Below are 17386 nucleotides of genomic sequence, written 5' to 3' on the forward strand. Positions count from 1 at the left end.
CGTCGTGATCCGCACGCATGCCTGTTATCGATCCTGACCCGTTCAGCGACCGAGAACCCCTGCCTGCGCACCGGAGACCCCCATGGCACTACCCCGATCGATCCCTCGCACCATCGCGCCCGACGCGGGCCTGGTCCTGTACGTGAGCCTGTCCGCACAGAGCCTGCAGGGCGCGCCCGAGCTGGCCGAGGTGGCCGAGCTGCTCCAGGAGATCGCGCGCGAGCTGTTGCCGGGCGCGGACACGTACGCCGCGCTCTCCCTGGCACCCGCCGGTTCCGACGACGTACACCAGCTCGGCGACCGGCTCCGGCTGCTCGGCTGAGCCCCCGGTCGCCGGTGCGCGGCCCCGTGCCTACCGTGGGATGCATGCGCATCGCGATCGCCGGCGGGCACGGGCAGGTTGCCCGCCACCTGTCGCGCACACTCACGGCCCGCGGCGACGTGGCTCTCGCCCTCGTCCGGCAGCTCAAGCACGTCGACGACGTGAGCAACGACGGCGCCGAGGCGGTGGTCCTGGACCTCGAGCGCGCGAACGCACGGGACGTCGCGGAGGCCGTCTCGGGTGCCGACGCGGTCGTGTTCGCGGCGGGCGCGGGGCCGGGCAGCGGCGCCGCGCGCAAGGACACCGTGGACCGGGCGGCGGCCGGCCTGCTCGCCGACGGAGCCCAGCAGGCGGGTGTCCGTCGCTACGTGCTCGTCTCCTCGATGGGCGCCGGGGCACCCCCGCCGCCCGGCACCGACGACGTGTTCGCCGCCTATCTCGTCGCCAAGCGGTCGGCCGAGATCGATCTGCGGTCCCGCGACCTCGACTGGACGATCCTGCGCCCCGGCGGCCTGACCGACGGGCTCCCGACCGGGACCGTGACGCTCGCCGACCGGGTGGATCGTGGGCGCGTCCCCCGCGCCGACGTCGCGGCCGTGCTCGCCGCGCTCCTGCACGAACCGCGCACCACCGGCCGGGTGCTCGAGCTCGTCGGTGGGTCGGTGCGCATCGACGACGCCATCGCCGCGCTGCGCCTGTAGGAGCTACTGCGCGGCCGGCGGCGTGGTCCGGACGGTGATCGCCCCCACCAGGTACTGGTCGCTGCCTATTGCGCGGCCGGCGGCGTGGTCCGGACGGTGATCGCCCCCACCAGGTACTGGTCGCTGCCTATTGCGCGGCCGGCGGCGTGGTCCGGACGGTGATCGCCCCCACCAGGTACTGGTCGCCGTTCGTGCTCGCCGTCAGCGAGCTCACGTCGCACGCCAGCATCTGCGGCGCGAAGCCCTTGGCGTCGGTGCCCAGCGAGTTGGTGGCACGCCACCCGGTGGCGGTCGAGTCGAACGCGTTGGTGGCCACCCCGCCGGCGACGAAGGCCGTCCCGCTCCACCGCTGCGGCACCAGCGGGTGCTGCGTGGCGGGTACCGTGCAGGTGTCGCCGAGGACCAGGCGGTCGCCCGTGCTGGTGCGGTCGCCCTCCCAGGCCACGACGCCAACGCGCGCCGTCGTGCCGGCCTCGGCGGCGAACTCGAACGGGGTCGGCGCGACGGACGTACCGATCCAGGAGCCGCCGTCGTACACCGTCACGGACGCGTCGCTGCCGGGTTCGGAGTAGACGACGACCAGCGACCAGCCGGCGTAGTAGGTCCGGTCGGTGTCCTTGCGCGTGCCGCTCACCGCGACGTCGGCCACCGACCATGTGCCGGGGCCTGCGGCCGCGACCTGCGCCGTGACGTCCGCGAACGACTGGTAGTAGTGCCGCGCCGCGTTGTCCGTCGGCTGGGAGAGCGTCGTGCCGACGACGTCGGTGTACTCACCCGTGGGACCGCGCAGCTTCGCGGTGTCCAGCGGTCCGCTCCAGGTGTCGTACGCGCTCCTGTCGCCGGACCAGTAGAGACCGGCGAAGGCGATCTTCCGACCGGCGGGGACGGTCAGCAGCGTCGAGGAGGACACCGGGACGCTCGCGCGCTTGACCGTCGAGCCCGGCTTGGCGTCGTCGAGCGGCAGCATGTCCAGCCCGTTGTTGTCGGCGGTGCCGTTCACCAGGGCGTTCGTGCAGGCGGCGAGCCTGCCGTCGCAGGAGAGCAGCGGTGCCCCGACCTCCGTGACGCTCCATCCACCGTCGAGCCGGACACGTGGCGACAACCCGCCCGACGAGGTGCTCACCGTGCTGGTGCTCCGGACGCCGGACGCGCCGGTCGCCTTCGCTTCGACGAGCACGGTTCCCTGCGCGCTGCCCGTGGCGACGACGTTGACGAGCCCCTGGACGGCCGTCCCCGCATCGACCTGACCGAAGGTGCAGACGACCCGGCGGGAGCTCGTCGGCTCGCACCCCTTCGTGGGCACGCCGCCGCCGCTGGGCGCGTAGGTCAGGTTCGGGGGCAGGCTCAGCGTCGCCACGACCGAGTCGGCCGCCGCCCCGGGCGCCACCGAGAGCGTGAAGCGCACGGTGCCGACGCCCTTGGCCAGCAGCACGGCGGGGTCGCCCGCCGCGAGCGCGAGGACCGGCGGGGTCGAGGTGATCGCGACGCCGAGCGGCGCTCCGGTGTCGGCGTCGTCGGCCCCCACCGACGCGGTCAGTGTGCCGAGCGGTCCGACGAACCCCGGCAGCGGCGCGAGCGAGACGGGCAGGGCGAGCGCGCCGCCCGGGGCGATCGACCCGGCCGTGCACGTTCGCGTGGTCCCGACGGGCGTCCCGCACGCCCATGCGTCGCTCGCGGCACCGACGGACACGCCGTTCGGGGCGGTGAGCGTCACGTGCACGGGCGCCGACGGCAGGTCACCGACGTTGGTCACCGCGAGCGCGGCGGTCGCGGTCTGGCCGAGCGCGACCGTCGCGGTCGGGTCGCCGACGACGCTCAGGGTCGCCGGCCGCACCAGCGTGAACGTCGAGACGCTCTGGTCGGGGGCCTGACGCCCGCCCGGGACGAGCAGCACGGAGAGGTCGTGCGAGCCGACCGTGTCGGCAGCCGTGAGGGCCAGCGTCAGGGGCGCGCCGGTCCGTGCGGCGAGCGTGTCGATCCGGCACGTGAGCGTGGTGCCCGTCACCGCGGCCGCGCGGGCCACCTGGGAGACGCCAGGCGCCTCGGTGGCGCAGGTCCACGGGCTCGCGCCGGGAGCCAGGCCGCCGGTCACCCCGCTCGGCAGGACGACGGTCACCGAACCCGTCCCCGGCGTCAGCGGGCTGCCGCCGACGTTGCCGACGTCCAGGGCGAACGTGCGCGTCCGGCCGCTGACCAGCTGCAGCGCGGGCGACGGGCTCCGCAGCGCGAGGCGCGCGGGCGAGGCCGCGACGGTCAGCGGGATCGGGGGCGAGCGATAGCTGATGCCGGCGCCCGACACCACGAGCCCGACCGAACCGTCGGTCTGGTCGTAGGAGTCATCGACGGACACGCGCAGCGAGAGGGTCGACGATGCTCCGGCCGGCAGGGTGGCGAGCGTGCACTGCGCGCCGGGCGGCCCGGCGGCACAGATCCAGCCGTCGCCCATCTCCACCGGCGCGAACCGGCCCGTCGTCCCCGTCAGGGCCTGGGTCGAGATGCCGTCGATCGTGACACCGACCGGAAGCGTGACCTGGGCGACCAGGTCCGTGGCCGCGGTACCACCGTTGTTGCGGACGCCCACCGCCAGGTCCTGGCCGGCGAGCCCGGCCTCGAGGGCGAGCCCGCCCGCGGGCAGGTCGACGACGACGTCCGCCGGGGCGGCCGGCGGCACCGGTGGCACGACCGGCGGGGCCGGCTGAACCGGGTTGTCGGCGGGCGGGGTGTCGGCCGTCAGGTTGTCGGCCGGCAGGTTGTTGGTGGTCGCGTCGGACTGCGTCGTCACGGAGCTCTGCTGGTTGCCACCTGGCACCGACGGTCCCTGCGTCGCCTGGTCCTGCGGGAACTGCGTCGGCAGGTCGGTGGGCTGCACCGACGGCACGACCCCTGTCGGCGCGGACGACGCGTCGCTCGACGACGACGGGGACGCGCTCGCCGACGACGTCGGCCCGGCAACCGGCGGAGCGGCGTCGGGGCCCGAGAGGAGGTTGACGAGGCCGACCGTCGCGACGGCCGCCAGGGCCACGCCCCCGACGACGGCCGCGGCCGCACCGATCGGGATCGAGGCGATGAGGGCGGCCACCCCGCCGACCGCGGCAGCGCTGCCCACCGAGGCCGCGGTCGCGGTCGCTGCGCCGGCGACGGCTGCGGTCCCGGCGGCCGCGCCGCTGCCGCCGGCTGCCGCAGCGATACCGGCTCCCCCTGCCGCCGCACCCGTGCCCGCCGCCGCTGCACCGCCCGTGCCGGCGGCACCGCCCGCCGCACCGCCCGCGGCACCGCCCGCGGCACCGCCCGCCGCCGCGCCCGCGGCGATGCCGCCTCCGACCGGCAGCGCCACGCCGAGGACGCCGAGAGCCGTGATCCCGAGCACCAGCGGGGCGATGACGGCCCGCATGCCGTGGTTGACGTCGCCGAGCTCGAGGACCAGCCCGCGGCACGTGCCGCAGTCGTCCAGGTGCGCCTCGACCTGAGCGGTCTCGCGCGTCCCGAGCCCGTTGCGCACGTAGGACCCGAGCTTGCCGGCGACGGCGCGGCACCCGTCGTCGAGCGGGTCCTGCAGGTGCTGCTGGAGGTAGGCCTGCCGCAGACCCTCGCGGGCCCGGTAGGACAGGGCGGCGACGCCGTTCGCGGTGAGCCCGAGGATGGGCGCGATCTCGGCGGGGCTCAGCCCCTCGACCTCGGTGTGCCACAGGACGGCCTGCCAGCGTTCCGGCAACGAGTGGAACGCCCGCGCGACGACCCCGCGCTCGAACCCGGCCAGCGCGGGATCCTCGGCCGTCGGGGCCATCGCCGTACCTCGCTCGAGGACCGCGACGTCGTCCGTCGGCTCGACCCGGCGTGCACTGTCCCGGCGGACCGCCGCGGTACGGCGCACGACGGTGAAGAGGTAGGCGCGGAACGCCACCTCCGGGCCCTTGCCACGCTGCACGGCTCCGAAGACGGCGGTGAAGGCGTCGGCCACCACGTCGTCCGCGTCGGCCTGCGAGTTCGTGTACTGGCGGGCGACCACCCACGCTGCCCCGGCGTGCCGTTCGTAGAGCGCGCCGACGGCCGCGGCGTCGCCCGTGCGCGCGGCGGCGATGAGCTCCGCGTCGCCCGTGACGCCGTCGCCGAGCTGCGCGCTGAGTGCCACGACCGCTCCCGTCCGTACTGCGTCCGAGGGCATAGCCTGCCCCATAAGCGGTGAATCCACATAAGTGGGGTGAAGTTCACCGGGTGAAAAGCGGTGGAGCGGCGTCACAGGTGCGGCACGGCTCGCTCTCATCCGGCGTGACGATGAACTCGGGACCGAACAACGCTGCCTTTCCGGCGCTCAACGGTGAGTCGCTCGACGGGCTCCCTCACGGCGTGCTGCCCGCTGCCCTGCGCGAGCGGTGGCGCGACGAGAGCGTCGGATCGGTCTGGTTGCGCCCCTCGGACTGGTACCACCCCGCCGTCGACGAGATCGCCGCGGCCATCCTGTCGCCGGCGGACACGTCGGTCGCCGCGCAGGAGCTGGGCCGCGCCCGCGGCTATGACGGGGTCGGCATCGGCGAGACGATCGACGACCTCGGCGCGCTCTACCGCTCGCTCGGCGCCACCGAGCCCCCGGCGCCGGTGATCCGCGCGCTCTGCGAGGGCTGGGCCGACGCCCAGGCGGGCGCGCTCACGTTCGGCGCGGCGCGCGACCCCGAGTCCGGGCTGCCCACCCGTCAGTACCTGGCCATCCGGCTGGCGGAGACGTACCGCGACGCGGCGATCCCGACGCAGCGCGCCCGCACGGCCGGCGACGTCGGGCACCACCTGGTTCTCGTGGACGTCGCCGCCGGGGACACCGACCCGTTCACGCGGGCTGCGCGGTCCGCCGCGGTGGGTGCGGCGATGGCGACCACGTACGGCGAGGGCCACCCGATGGCCACGCTCGGCGGGGGCGTGTTCGCCGTGCTGGTGCGCACGGACGAGCACACGCGTGCGCCGTTCGACGCTCTGCACGCCGAGATCGACCGCCGCTGCCAGCTGCTCGACCTCCGCGCCGTGACGCGCATGCCCGTCCGGGTGTGGGTCGAGCCTTTGCCGGAGACGCACGAACAGGCGCTGCGGACGTTGGAGCGGGTCGCGAGGACCTGAATCCGCCGGCTTGGTCGACGAGCCGGCGCAGGTCAGCGACGAGTAGTCGGCATGCTGGGGACAAGCCCGAAATGTCGTATTACCGTCGATGCATGATCCCCTCAGGACTTGCCCCGAACGACCCCACAGGGCGACCGGTGAACGAGTCGCCAGATCCTCCGAGCCTGCCCACCGCGCGGCCCGCACCCGAAGACCCTCTGCCGCCCGTTGACCCTTCGTTGGCGACGGGACCGGTTCCGTCGCTCGCCTCCGGCGAGTTCTCCGACTTGTACGCGCTCGACGACCGCACCGTGCTGCGGCGTGACCGTTCCGGCCGTGACACCACGGAGGAGGCCGACCTCCTCCGGCACGCGGTCGCGCACGGGTTCCCCGCCCCTGCGGTGCTGGCCGCGAGCGGCCCGGACCTCGTCATGGAGCGTCTGCACGGCCCGACCCTGCTGCAGGCCCTGGGCGCCGACGAGGTCACGCTCCCCGAGGCGGCGGCGATCATGGCCGACCTGCACACCCGCCTCCATGCCATCGCGGCGCCCGCGGACTGGGCGGCGAGCGACGCCTGGCCGCGGATCCCCGCCGGACCGGTGCTCGTGCACCTCGACATCCACCCCGCGAACATCATCCTGTCGGAGGAGCACGGCCCGGCCCTGGTCGACTGGGCCAACGCGCGCACCGGCACGGCAGAGCTGGACGTGGCACTCACGGCGCTGATCGTCGCCGAGGTGGCCGTCGACGCGGGCGGCCTCTACTCGCAGGCCGCCCGGGCGTTGCTCGCGTCATTCCTGCACGCGATCGGCGTGGACCCGGTCGGAGCGCTCGACCACGCGGCCGCACTGCGCGTCGAGGACCCCTCGTTGGTGCCCGGCGAACGGGCACTCGTGCCCGCGGCCGCCGCACTCGTCCGCGACCTGGTTGCCGTGGCGACGCCCGCGACGTCGACCTGACGCGCGACGCTACGACGATCGGCGGATCAGGCCGTCGCGAACGTGAGGCAGTCGGCCTCGTCGTGACCTGCACCGATGCGGATCGACGCGGCGGTGCACTCGAGGTGCGAGTTGTGCGTGCACTCCGAGCGCTGGCAGGCGCCGACGTGGGTGACGACCTTGTCGAGGCCGCCCTTCACGCCGAGCGGGATGAACGTGGTGCACTGCGCGTCGCCGGTGCCCCCGCCGATCGTGACGGCGGCCGCGTGGCAGTGCGAGTGGTCGTTGTACGAACAGCCGGCGACCGAACACTCGTCGACGGCGGGCATGTCCATCAGCGTGCTCATGACGACCTCCATGGGGACCGGGGCGGCGCGTTTGCTTCGACGGTAGACCCGTTCCGGGCACCGTGCCTAGCCAATGAGCCCTTGCTTACCCGCAGGTCAGAGGCCATTTTGAGGTGAGGGTGCCCTCAGTCGGACGCTCGTCCGGGCGCCTCACCTGCGGCTACGGTCCCGGTCGGCCCCCGCAGGTGCGAAGGCGACCCGCCCTGTCGTCTCGCACATGCAGCCCCCTCTCGCTAGACGGCCGAACGGCCGATCCCCACTCGGAGATCGGCCGTTCGCAGGCTGCGGTTGAGCGGCTGGTCAGAAGTCCCAGTCGTCGTCTTCCGTGTTCACGGCCTTGCCGATGACGTACGACGAGCCCGACCCGGAGAAGAAGTCGTGGTTCTCGTCGGCGTTCGGCGACAGGGCCGACAAGATCGCCGGGTTGACGTCGGTCTCGTCGCGGGGGAACAGCGACTCGTAGCCGAGGTTCATCAGCGCCTTGTTGGCGTTGTAGCGCAGGAACTTCTTGACGTCCTCGGTCAGGCCGACGCCGTCGTACAGGTCCTGCGTGTACTCGACCTCGTTGTCGTACAGCTCGAAGAGGAGCTCGAAGGTGTAGTCCTTCATCTCCTGCTTCTCGGCCGCCGACAGCTTCTCGAGGCCCTTCTGGTACTTGTAGCCGATGTAGTACCCGTGCACGGCCTCGTCGCGGATGATCAGGCGGATGAGGTCGGCCGTGTTGGTGAGCTTGGCGCGGCTGGACCAGTACATGGGCAGGTAGAAGCCCGAGTAGAACAGGAACGACTCCAGCAGCGTGCTGGCGACCTTGCGCTTCAGGGGCGAGTCGCCGCGGTAGTAGTTCATGACGATCTCGGCCTTGCGCTGCAGGTTCGGGTTCTCCTCCGACCAGCGGAACGCCTCGTCGATCTCCTTGGTGGAGCACAGCGTGGAGAAGATCGAGCTGTATGACTTGGCGTGCACCGACTCCATGAACGCGATGTTGGTGTAGACGGCCTCCTCGTGCGGCGTGATCGCGTCGGGGATCAGCGAGACGGCGCCGACGGTGCCCTGGATGGTGTCCAGCAGCGTCAGGCCGGTGAAGACGCGCATGGTGAGCGTCTTCTCCTGCTCCGTCAGCGTGGCCCACGACTGCACGTCGTTGGACACCGGCACCTTCTCGGGCAGCCAGAAGTTGCCGACGAGGCGGTCCCAGACGTCCGCGTCCTTGTCGTCGTCCAGACGGTTCCAGTTGATCGCCGAGACGCGGCTGACGAGCTTGAGCTTCTCGCTCATCGGGTTGCTTCCTTCGTGTGGTCGAGAGGGGTCAGAGCATGCACGAGACGCAGCCCTCAACCTCGGTGCCCTCCAGCGCGAGCTGGCGCAGGCGGATGTAGTAGATCGTCTTGATGCCCTTGCGCCAGGCGTAGATCTGGGCCTTGTTCAGGTCACGCGTGGTGGCCGTGTCCTTGAAGAACAGGGTCAGCGAGAGGCCCTGGTCGACGTGCTGCGTGGCCTCGGCGTAGGTGTCGATGACCTTCTCGTAGCCGATCTCGTACGCGTCCTGGTAGTACTCCAGGTTGTCGTTCGTCATGAACGGCGCCGGGTAGTAGACGCGGCCGATCTTGCCTTCCTTGCGGATCTCGATCTTCGACGCGATCGGGTGGATCGAGCTCGTCGAGTGGTTGATGTAGGAGATGGAGCCGGTCGGCGGGACCGCCTGCAGGTTCTGGTTGTAGATGCCGTGCTCCCGCACGAGGGCCGACAGCGCCTTCCAGTCGTCCTGCGTCGGGACGTGCACGCCGGCCTCGGCGAACAGCGCCTCGATGCGAGCCGTCCTCGGCTTCCACTCCTTCTCGGTGTACTTCTCGAAGTACTCGCCCGTCGCGTACTTCGAGTCCGCGAAGCCCTCGAACGCGGTGCCGCGCTCCTGGGCCAGCAGGTTCGAGGCCCGGATCGCGTGGTACGCCACCGTGTAGAAGTAGATGTTGGTGAAGTCGAGGCCCTCGTCGGAACCGTAGAAGATGCGCTCGCGGGCCAGGTAGCCGTGCAGGTTCATCTGCCCGAGGCCGATGGCGTGGCCGCCGGCGTTCGCCTTCTTGATCGACGGCACCGACTCGATGTTCGTCTGGTCGGCGACGCCGGTCAGGGCGCGGATCGCGGTCTCGACGGACTTGCCGAAGTCGGGCGAGTCCATCGACAGGGCGATGTTCATCGAGCCGAGGTTGCAGGAGATGTCGCGGCCGACCTCCTTGTAGGAGAGGTCCTCGTTGTACGTCGACGGCGTGGAGACCTGCAGGATCTCCGAGCACAGGTTCGAGTGCGTGATCTTGCCGGCGATCGGGTTGGCCCGGTTCACCGTGTCCTCGAACATGACGTACGGGTAGCCGGACTCGAACTGCAGCTCGGCGAGCGTCTGGAAGAACTCGCGGGCGCTGATCTTGGACTTCTTGATGGCCGCGTTGTCGACCATCTCGTAGTACTTCTCGGTCACGTTGATGTCCGCGAACGGCACCCCGTACACGCGCTCGACGTCGTACGGCGAGAACAGGTACATCGGCTCGTTCTTCTTGGCCAGCTCGAACGTGATGTCCGGGATGACGACGCCCAGCGAGAGGGTCTTGATGCGGATCTTCTCGTCGGCGTTCTCGCGCTTGGTGTCGAGGAACCGGTAGATGTCCGGGTGGTGCGCGTGCAGGTAGACCGCACCGGCGCCCTGGCGGGCACCCAGCTGGTTGGCGTACGAGAACGAGTCTTCGAGGAGCTTCATCACGGGGATGACGCCCGAGCTCTGGTTCTCGATGTGCTTGATGGGCGCGCCGTGCTCGCGGATGTTGCTGAGCAGGAGGGCCACGCCGCCGCCGCGCTTGGACAGCTGCAGGGCGGAGTTGATGCCGCGCGCGATGGACTCCATGTTGTCCTCGATGCGCAGCAGGAAGCAGGACACGGGCTCGCCGCGCTGCGCCTTGCCGAGGTTGAGGAACGTGGGGGTGGCGGGCTGGAAGCGGCCGGACACGATCTCGTCGACGAGCGAGACGGCGAAGTCCTGGTTCCCCTCGGCCAGCGCGAGCGCGACCATGCAGACACGGTCCTCGAAGCGCTCCAGGTACCGCTTGCCGTCGAACGTCTTCAGCGTGTACGACGTGTAGTACTTGAAGGCGCCCAGGAACGTCTGGAAGCGGAACTTCTTGGAGTACGCGTACTCGAAGAGGGTCTTGATGAAGGCGCGGTCGTACTGCAGCAGGACCGCCGGGTCGTAGTACTTGTTCTCGACGAGGTAGTCGAGCTTCTCGTTGAGGTCGTGGAAGAAGACCGTGTTCTGGTTGACGTGCTGCAGGAAGTACGCCCGCGCCGCCTCACGGTCCTTGTCGAACTGGATCTCCCCGTTCGCGCCGTACAGGTTCAGCATGGCGTTCAGGGCGTGGTAATCCAGGCCGGACGTCTCTACGCGGGTATCTGCGACTGTCGTTGCCAAAATCTTCCCAATCCCTCACGGACGTTGTGGACGTCCTCGCTCGTACCCATGAGCTCGAAGCCGTACAGGTAGGGGACACGGCACTTGGCCGCGATGATGTCCCCCGCGATGCAGTACTTCTCGCCGAAGTTCGTGTTACCGGCCGCGATCACGCCACGGATCAGTGCACGGTTGTCCTCGTCGTTGAGGAACTTGATGACCTGCTTTGGTACTGCCCCACCCTCGTTGCCCCCGCCATAGGTCGGCACGACCAGGACGAAGGGCTCGGAGGCGTGCAGGAACGGGTCTGTCGGCTTCAGCGGGATGCGCTGTGCGTCGAGACCGAGCTTCTGGACGAATCGGTGGGTGTTGTCCGAGGCCGAGGAGAAGTAGATGAGGGCGCTCATCGGTTGATCCCCTCAGCAGGGCGCCGTCAGGCGACGGCGGTGGCCAGACGCTCCGCGAGCGCCTTGATGCGGTCGGGGCGGTAGCCCGACCAGTGCTCGCCGAGGGCGCCGTCCACGACGACGATCGGCGCCTGCAGGTGGCCGAGCGACATGACGTAGTCACGCGCGTCGGCGTCCTGGCTGATGTCCACGACGTCGTACTCGGCGTCGAGCTTGTCGAGCGCACGGTAGGTCGCCGTGCACTGCACGCAGGCCGGCTTGCTGTAGACCGTGATCGTCATCGTGGCTCCTGATTTCTGGCTGCTGCGCGCTCCCCCGAGCCCGCCCTGATCGGCTTGGCAAGACACTACACCTAGTGGTCGGGGAAGCAATGGACCACTAGGGCTTGTAGTGACATGGATGTCATTCTTCACCCTGTGGACAAGAACCAGGCTACCGCGGACCACTGACACGACCCCTCACCAGCGGGTTCGCAGCGGCGTCCACAGGCATCCACAGACCCCCATAGGACACCCACAGGCCGGTGCACATCGCCATGCACACGCCGCGTGTCCGATTCGCCCGAAAATCGTCGGGTGGCGGGCCGGGGACGCGACACGCCGGGCGGTTCTGAGAGCAGGCTCAGCGGTCGTGCGCGACCCACGTCGGTGCGGTGCGCGATGCTGTGCACGTGCAGATCACCACCCTCGGGGCGCTGGCCGTCGACGGCCAACCCGTCCGCGGGGACAAGCTCGTCACCCTGATCGGTGCACTGCTCGCCGCGCGCGGGCGCGTGGTCTCGTCGGCCGTGCTCGTCGAGGACGTGTGGGAGGGCATCCCGCCGGACGACGCCGGCGGCGCGGTCCAGGCGCTGGTCTCCCGGGCACGTCGGCTCGGGCTGCCCGTCACCGGGGCGGCCGGCGGCTACCGGCTGCCCACCGAGGACCTCGAGATCGACGTCGCGGAGGCCGAGGCGCTGCTGGAACGCGCGCGAGCCGCCCTCAAGAAGGACGACCCCGGCACCGCCCACCTGCTCAGCATCCAGGCACGGGCCCTCGTGCCCGCCGTCCCCGATCTCGACGACGCCGCGACGGCCCGGCTGCTCGCCGAGATCGTCGGCGTCCGCGCGGAGTCGGGCCTGGCGGTCGGGGACACCGCGGACGTGGTCGACGACCTGCGCCGCTGCGCGCTGCGCACCCCGCCCGACGAACCGCTCGTCGCGCTGCTGGTGCGCGTGCTGGCCGCTCAAGGTCGCGACGCCGAGGCGATCGAGGTGGTCGAGCGGGTCCGCGACGACCTGGCCGACCGGTACGGCACCGACCCGTCGCCCGTCGTCGCGCAGGCCCACCTGGCCCTGCTCCGCGGCGAGCTCGCCGCACCGCCCCCACCGCCCGCGCACGTCCTCGTCCCCGTGCAGCGCGTGCAGCTTCCCGGCGCCTGGCGTCGCCCCGCGACGGCGCTCGTCGGTCGCGACGAGGACGTCGCCGAGCTCGAGGCGGCGCTCGCGACGACCTCGCTGGTCACCATCGTCGCCACCGGCGGGGCGGGCAAGACGCGGCTGGCCACCGAGGTCGCCCGGCGCGCGGCCGCGGGTGGTCGGCCCGTCCGCGTGATCGAGCTGGCGGGCGTGCGCGGGCCCGGCGAGGTGCTCCCGACCGTGCTGGCGGCGATCGGCGGCGCCGACGCGGCCGCCTCCCGCGTCGAGCTCGCGCTGCCGCGCCAGCTGCTCTCGCCCGAGGACCGGCTGCGGCTCGCGGCGCAGGACCTCGACGGCCTGCTCGTCCTCGACAACTGCGAGCACGTGCTGGACGCGGCCGCGACCGTCGTCGGCGACCTGCTCGCCGTGGCATCCGACGACGTCGTGGTCCTGGCCACCAGCCGCGCACCCCTCGGGCTCGTCGGCGAGGCCGTGCACCGCCTGCGGACGCTCCCCGACGATGACGCCCTGGCCCTCCTGGAGGCGCGCGCGCGGGCGGGGCGGGCAGGGGTGGGCTGGGAGCCCGAGCGCGCCCTCGAGCTCTGCCACCGCCTGGACAACCTGCCGCTCGCGCTCGAGCTCGCCGCCGCACGGCTGCGGTCGATGGCCGTCGAGGACGTGCTCGACGGCCTGACAGACCGGTTCTCCCTGCTCGACGACGCCCTGCGCGGGCTGCCCGAACGGCACGCGAGCCTCTGGGCGATGGTCGACTGGAGCCGCGAGCTGCTGGAGCCCGCCGACCGCGACCTGCTGCAGCGCGTGTCCGTCATCCCGACGGCATTCACGGCCGAGACCGCGATCGCCGTCGCCGGCACGCAGCCCCACATCGTGCGCCGCGGGCTGGCCACGCTGGTCGAGCAGTCGCTGCTCAGCCTCGACGACCACGACGCCGGTCCGGCCATGTACCGGATGCTCGAGACCGTCCGGGAGTACGGCGAGGCGAGGCTGGACGCCGCGGGCGAGCGCGCCCCGGCGATGAACGGCCTGGTTCGGTGGGCCGGGGTCGAGGCGAGCCGCCTGGCCGACAAGTTCGTCGGCCGCGACCAGGTCGAGGCGCTCGGCCGCTGCGCGCAGCAGCAGGAGTCCCTCCTCGCCGCGCTGCGCTGGGCCCTCGACCACGACGACGAGGTGGCGCCGGTGCGGATCGCCACCGCGCTGTTCCACCTGTGGAGCGTGCGCGGGGCGCACCTGGAGGTCGTCGAGTGGGCGCCGCTGATCCTCAAGGCGCACGACCCCGTCGCCCGCACCCGGTCCGCCCTCTACCGCGGCGCGGCCTCCGGTCGACCGCTGCCGGACGCCGACCGGGTGGCGACGGCCTCCGTGTTCGCCGCGATCAACGCGGGCGCGTCCGAGTCCTACCGGATCGCGGCGCTCGCCGGGCGGGTCATCCGGCGGGTGATGACCGACCGCCCCGAGCAGGTGTCCCCGCGCACGACGGCCCTGGCGTCGCTGCTCCCGGGGTTGTCCACCATGGACACCTCCGTCGCGCTCGCCTCGGCCGATCGGATGATCTCGAACGACGACCCGTTCCTGCGCGGCCTCGGCCTGTTCTTGCGGGCAGCGACGCGCGAGAACGCCGGCGACCCGAGCATGTCGAGCGACGACGCCCGCGAGGCCTACCGGACGTTCGAGCTGGCGGGCGACCACTGGGGCATGGGCATGGCCGCCCAGGGTGTCGGCCAGTGGGAGGGTGCGCGCGGCGAGCCCGAGGCCGAGGAGTGGCTGCTCCGCAGCGTCGGGCACCTCGAGCTCGTCGGCGCCCAGCAGGACGTGCGGAGCATCCGGGTGCTGCTCGACGTGCAGCGCGCGCTCGCGGGCGAGCAGGACGCGGTCGAGCGGCTGCGCGAGGTCACGCTCTCCCCGCAGGTCGAGGACATGGACATCGCGCAGGCGCACATCGGTCTCGCGCACGTCGCCTGGGCGGCCGGGCGGTCCGGCGAGGCCGTGCGCCACGCCGAGGCGGCGTCCGCCATGATCGAGTCGGGCAGGATCCCTGCACCGCAGGCGCGCGTCCTGTTCCGCGTCGCCGCCGCCGTGGTGCACCTGCGCGCCACCGGCCTCAGCGCAGCCGACGACCGGATCGCCGAGGCCCGTGCCGTCGAGCTCCTCGAGCTGGCCGGCCCGGACGCGCAGACGATGGCGGACATGCCCGTGCTCGGCTCCTACGCCCTCGGCGCCGCGGAGCTCGCCGCCTTCCGCGGGGATGCTGCGGCCGCGCGCGAGCTGTGGTCGCTCGGCATCCGCCTGGGCGCCAACCTGGCGATGCTGTTCCAGCTGGGGACGGGTGCGTCGCTCGCCGGGATCCTGGGGGACGACGACGACCGCGAGGCCGCCCTGAGCGCCTGGCGCGACCGGTCGGGCCCCGACGCCGCCACGCGCATCCGCGAGCTCGCGGCGACCGTCGTCTGACCTACGCTCGGCGCAACATCGGCTCGCACAAGGGGAACGTGATGGACTTTCTGGTCTCGACGATGAACGACGCCCCCGGCTACCGCGTCCAGGCGGTCCTCGGCGAGGTGACCGGCCTGACCGTGCGCGCGCGCAACGTCGGCACGCAGATCGGCGCCGGGTTCAAGGCGTTCGTCGGCGGCGAGCTGAAGGGCCTGACCAAGCAGCTGCAGGAGACCCGCGACGAGGCGATGCAGCGAATGGTCGAGACCGCCCGCGCCCGCGGCGCCAACGCCGTGCTCGCCATGCGGTTCGACGCCAACGAGGTCAGTGCCGGCTACCAGGAGATCGTGGCCTACGGCACGGCCGTCGTGATCGTCCAGGCATAGTTCCGGCATCAGCACGCCGACGGGCGGCCAACCCGTGTGGGTTGACCGCCCGTCGTTCGTCGTGGGTCAGACCTTCTTGCGGTAGGCCCGCATGGCCAGCGGCATGAACACCGCGACCAGCCCGACGCACCAGGCCAGCGTCCAGTAGACGCTGTCGCCCATCGGCGTGCCGAGGAACAGACCGCGGACCGACGCGACGAGGTGGGTCAGCGGGTTCCACGCCACGACGTGCTGCATCCAGCTCGGCAGGGTCGCCGCCGGCACGAACACGTTGGACGCGAAGCTGAGCGGAAGGACGATCAGGAACATGATCCCCTGCACCGCACCCGAGGTCCGTACCTTCATGCCGACGAACACCGACACCCAGCTCAGGCACAGGGCGAATAGCACGGCGAGCAGGCAGCCGGCCAGGGCGCTCAGCGGGTTGGTCATGATGCGGAAGCCCATCAGGTAGCCGACCAGCAGCGTCGAGACCGTGACGATCACGTAGCGGACGACGTCGCCGACCACGGACCCGACCAACGGCGCCGACCGGGGGATGGGCAGCGACTTGAACCGGTCGAAGATGCCCTTCTCCATGTCGGTGTTGAGGTTCACGCCGATGGAGATGGAGCCCTGGGCGATCGTCTGGGCCAGGATGCCCGGGAGCAGGAACTGCAGGTAGGTGTGCGTGTCACCGGCGACCGCGCCGCCGAAGATGTAGACGAAGATCACCAGGAAGATCGCCGGCTGCAGCGTGACGTCGATGAGCGCCTCGGGCGTGCGTGCCGTCTTGATCAGGCTGCGCTTGGCCAGCGAGAGCGAGTGCCGGATGAGCGGGAGCGGCCGCTTCTTGACCGCGATCGCGGCCGACGGCGTGTGTCGTGCGATGGGAGTGGTGAGGGTGGACATCACGCCACCTCCTTCTCTGGGGTGACGGTGGTGTCGTCCTCGGACGCGGTACGACCCGTGAGCGTGAAGAACACCTCGTCGAGGCTGGGCAGGTGCAGGGAGAGCTCGGTGACGCCGATGCCGACGCTCGCCAGGCGGGAGACCGTGGCGGTGAGCGCGGAGTCGTCGGCCACCGGGACCGCGAGGACGCCCTTGCGGATCTCCTCGGCGCGCCCGTCGGAGGACACCTGCGCCAGGATCGTCGCGGTCTCCTCCAGCCGGGTCAGGTCGGACGGACGGACCTCGAGGGTCTGACCGCCGACGATGCGCTTGAGGCCCTCGGGGGTGTCGTGCGCGATCACTCGACCGTGGTCGATGACCGTGATCTCGTCGGCCAGCGCGTCGGCCTCCTCGAGGTACTGCGTGGTGAGCAGGACCGTCGATCCCTCGGTCACCAGGGAGCGGACGACGTCCCACATGTCCTCACGCTTGGCGGGGTCCAGGCCGGTCGTCGGCTCGTCGAGGAAGATGACGTCCGGGCGCCCGACCAGGCTCGCGGCCAGGTCGAGTCGGCGGCGCATGCCACCGGAGTAGGTCTTGGCGGGCCGGTCGGCGGCGGCCGTGAGGTCGAACCACTCGAGCAGCTCGGCGGCCCGGGCGCGGGCGCCCGCCTTGCCGAGGTCGAGCAGCATGCCGAAGAGCACGAGGTTCTGGCGGCCGGAGAGGTCCTCGTCGACGGATGCGTACTGGCCGGTGAGGCCGATCGACTGGCGGACGCGGACGGCGTCCTTGACCACGTCGAAGCCGCCGATCCGGGCGGTGCCGGCGTCGGGGGTGAGCAGGGTGGACAGGATGCGGACCGCCGTCGTCTTGCCCGCTCCGTTGGGGCCGAGCACACCGAGGACGGTGCCGCGAGCGACGGCGAGGTCGACGCCCTGGAGGGCCTTCGTCTCGCCGAAGTGCTTGACGAGGCCGTGGGCCTCGATCACCAGGTCTGTTGTCATGGCTCCAGCCTCGACGACGCCGCTGACAGCGCGCCGACACGCGACCGAC

The 17386-nt window shown here is 71.7% G+C and carries 14 protein-coding genes; 6 read left to right on the forward strand and 8 right to left on the reverse strand.

The window, feature by feature from the left end; translation table 11 throughout:
- Positions 1 to 82: 82 nt before the first annotated feature.
- Both ACPPVS_RS17265 and ACPPVS_RS17270 read left to right on the forward strand, forming a co-directional pair.
- Complete coding sequence (locus ACPPVS_RS17265) at positions 83 to 322, forward strand: hypothetical protein (protein WP_426593452.1); 240 nt, start codon at positions 83 to 85, stop codon at positions 320 to 322.
- Positions 323 to 366: 44 nt separating this feature from the next.
- On the forward strand, positions 367 to 1023 hold the full coding sequence (locus ACPPVS_RS17270; protein ID WP_426593453.1) for an NAD(P)H-binding protein: 657 nt from the start codon (positions 367 to 369) through the stop codon (positions 1021 to 1023).
- A 127-nt stretch (positions 1024 to 1150) separates the two neighbouring features.
- Here ACPPVS_RS17270 and ACPPVS_RS17275 read toward each other — a convergent pair whose 3' ends face one another.
- Positions 1151 to 5152 (reverse strand): sigma-70 family RNA polymerase sigma factor, encoded by a 4002-nt coding sequence (locus ACPPVS_RS17275; protein WP_426593454.1) that lies wholly within the window; start codon positions 5150 to 5152, stop codon positions 1151 to 1153.
- Positions 5153 to 5295: 143 nt separating this feature from the next.
- Between ACPPVS_RS17275 and ACPPVS_RS17280 the strand changes: the two genes are divergently transcribed.
- Together ACPPVS_RS17280 and ACPPVS_RS17285 are read left to right on the forward strand one after the other, a co-directional pair.
- Positions 5296 to 6126 (forward strand): hypothetical protein, encoded by an 831-nt coding sequence (locus tag ACPPVS_RS17280; RefSeq protein ID WP_426593455.1) that lies wholly within the window; start codon positions 5296 to 5298, stop codon positions 6124 to 6126.
- A gap of 218 nt (positions 6127 to 6344) precedes the next feature.
- On the forward strand, positions 6345 to 7064 hold the full coding sequence (locus ACPPVS_RS17285; RefSeq protein ID WP_426593456.1) for a phosphotransferase: 720 nt from the start codon (positions 6345 to 6347) through the stop codon (positions 7062 to 7064).
- Between the two features lie 26 nt (positions 7065 to 7090).
- On the opposite strand, the gene ACPPVS_RS17290 is transcribed toward ACPPVS_RS17285, so the two are convergent.
- The 5 genes from ACPPVS_RS17290 to nrdH form a co-directional block, all read right to left on the reverse strand.
- Complete coding sequence (locus ACPPVS_RS17290; RefSeq protein ID WP_426593457.1) at positions 7091 to 7390, reverse strand: DUF1540 domain-containing protein; 300 nt, start codon at positions 7388 to 7390, stop codon at positions 7091 to 7093.
- A gap of 300 nt (positions 7391 to 7690) precedes the next feature.
- Entirely contained in the window at positions 7691 to 8665 is a 975-nt protein-coding gene (gene nrdF, locus ACPPVS_RS17295; protein ID WP_426593458.1) for a class 1b ribonucleoside-diphosphate reductase subunit beta, read from the reverse strand.
- A 31-nt stretch (positions 8666 to 8696) separates the two neighbouring features.
- Entirely contained in the window at positions 8697 to 10778 is a 2082-nt protein-coding gene (gene nrdE, locus ACPPVS_RS17300) for a class 1b ribonucleoside-diphosphate reductase subunit alpha (RefSeq protein WP_426593459.1), read from the reverse strand.
- Positions 10779 to 10813: 35 nt separating this feature from the next.
- A complete protein-coding gene (gene nrdI, locus ACPPVS_RS17305; protein ID WP_426593460.1) occupies positions 10814 to 11230 on the reverse strand; it encodes a class Ib ribonucleoside-diphosphate reductase assembly flavoprotein NrdI in 417 nt (138 codons plus the stop codon).
- Between the two features lie 26 nt (positions 11231 to 11256).
- Positions 11257 to 11511 (reverse strand): glutaredoxin-like protein NrdH, encoded by a 255-nt coding sequence (gene nrdH, locus ACPPVS_RS17310; protein WP_426593461.1) that lies wholly within the window; start codon positions 11509 to 11511, stop codon positions 11257 to 11259.
- Positions 11512 to 11900: 389 nt separating this feature from the next.
- On the opposite strand from nrdH, the gene ACPPVS_RS17315 reads away from it, so the two are divergent.
- Together ACPPVS_RS17315 and ACPPVS_RS17320 are read left to right on the forward strand one after the other, a co-directional pair.
- The gene (locus ACPPVS_RS17315) at positions 11901 to 15095 is read left to right on the forward strand and encodes a BTAD domain-containing putative transcriptional regulator (protein ID WP_426593462.1); all 3195 of its coding nucleotides are present in this window, start codon (positions 11901 to 11903) and stop codon (positions 15093 to 15095) included.
- Between the two features lie 41 nt (positions 15096 to 15136).
- On the forward strand, positions 15137 to 15463 hold the full coding sequence (locus tag ACPPVS_RS17320; protein ID WP_426593464.1) for a YbjQ family protein: 327 nt from the start codon (positions 15137 to 15139) through the stop codon (positions 15461 to 15463).
- Positions 15464 to 15529: 66 nt separating this feature from the next.
- Here ACPPVS_RS17320 and ACPPVS_RS17325 read toward each other — a convergent pair whose 3' ends face one another.
- Positions 15530 to 16354: an ABC transporter permease gene (locus ACPPVS_RS17325; protein ID WP_426593465.1), complete on the reverse strand. Its 825-nt coding sequence runs from the start codon at positions 16352 to 16354 to the stop codon at positions 15530 to 15532.
- Positions 16354 to 17337, reverse strand: a complete 984-nt coding sequence (locus ACPPVS_RS17330; protein ID WP_426593466.1) for an ATP-binding cassette domain-containing protein — start codon at positions 17335 to 17337, stop codon at positions 16354 to 16356. Before ACPPVS_RS17330 ends, ACPPVS_RS17325 begins: the two co-directional genes overlap by 1 nt.
- Between the last annotated feature and the right edge of the window lie 49 nt (positions 17338 to 17386).

This window comes from Cellulomonas sp. McL0617 (assembly GCF_049994875.1).
Lineage (GTDB): Bacteria > Actinomycetota > Actinomycetes > Actinomycetales > Cellulomonadaceae > Cellulomonas.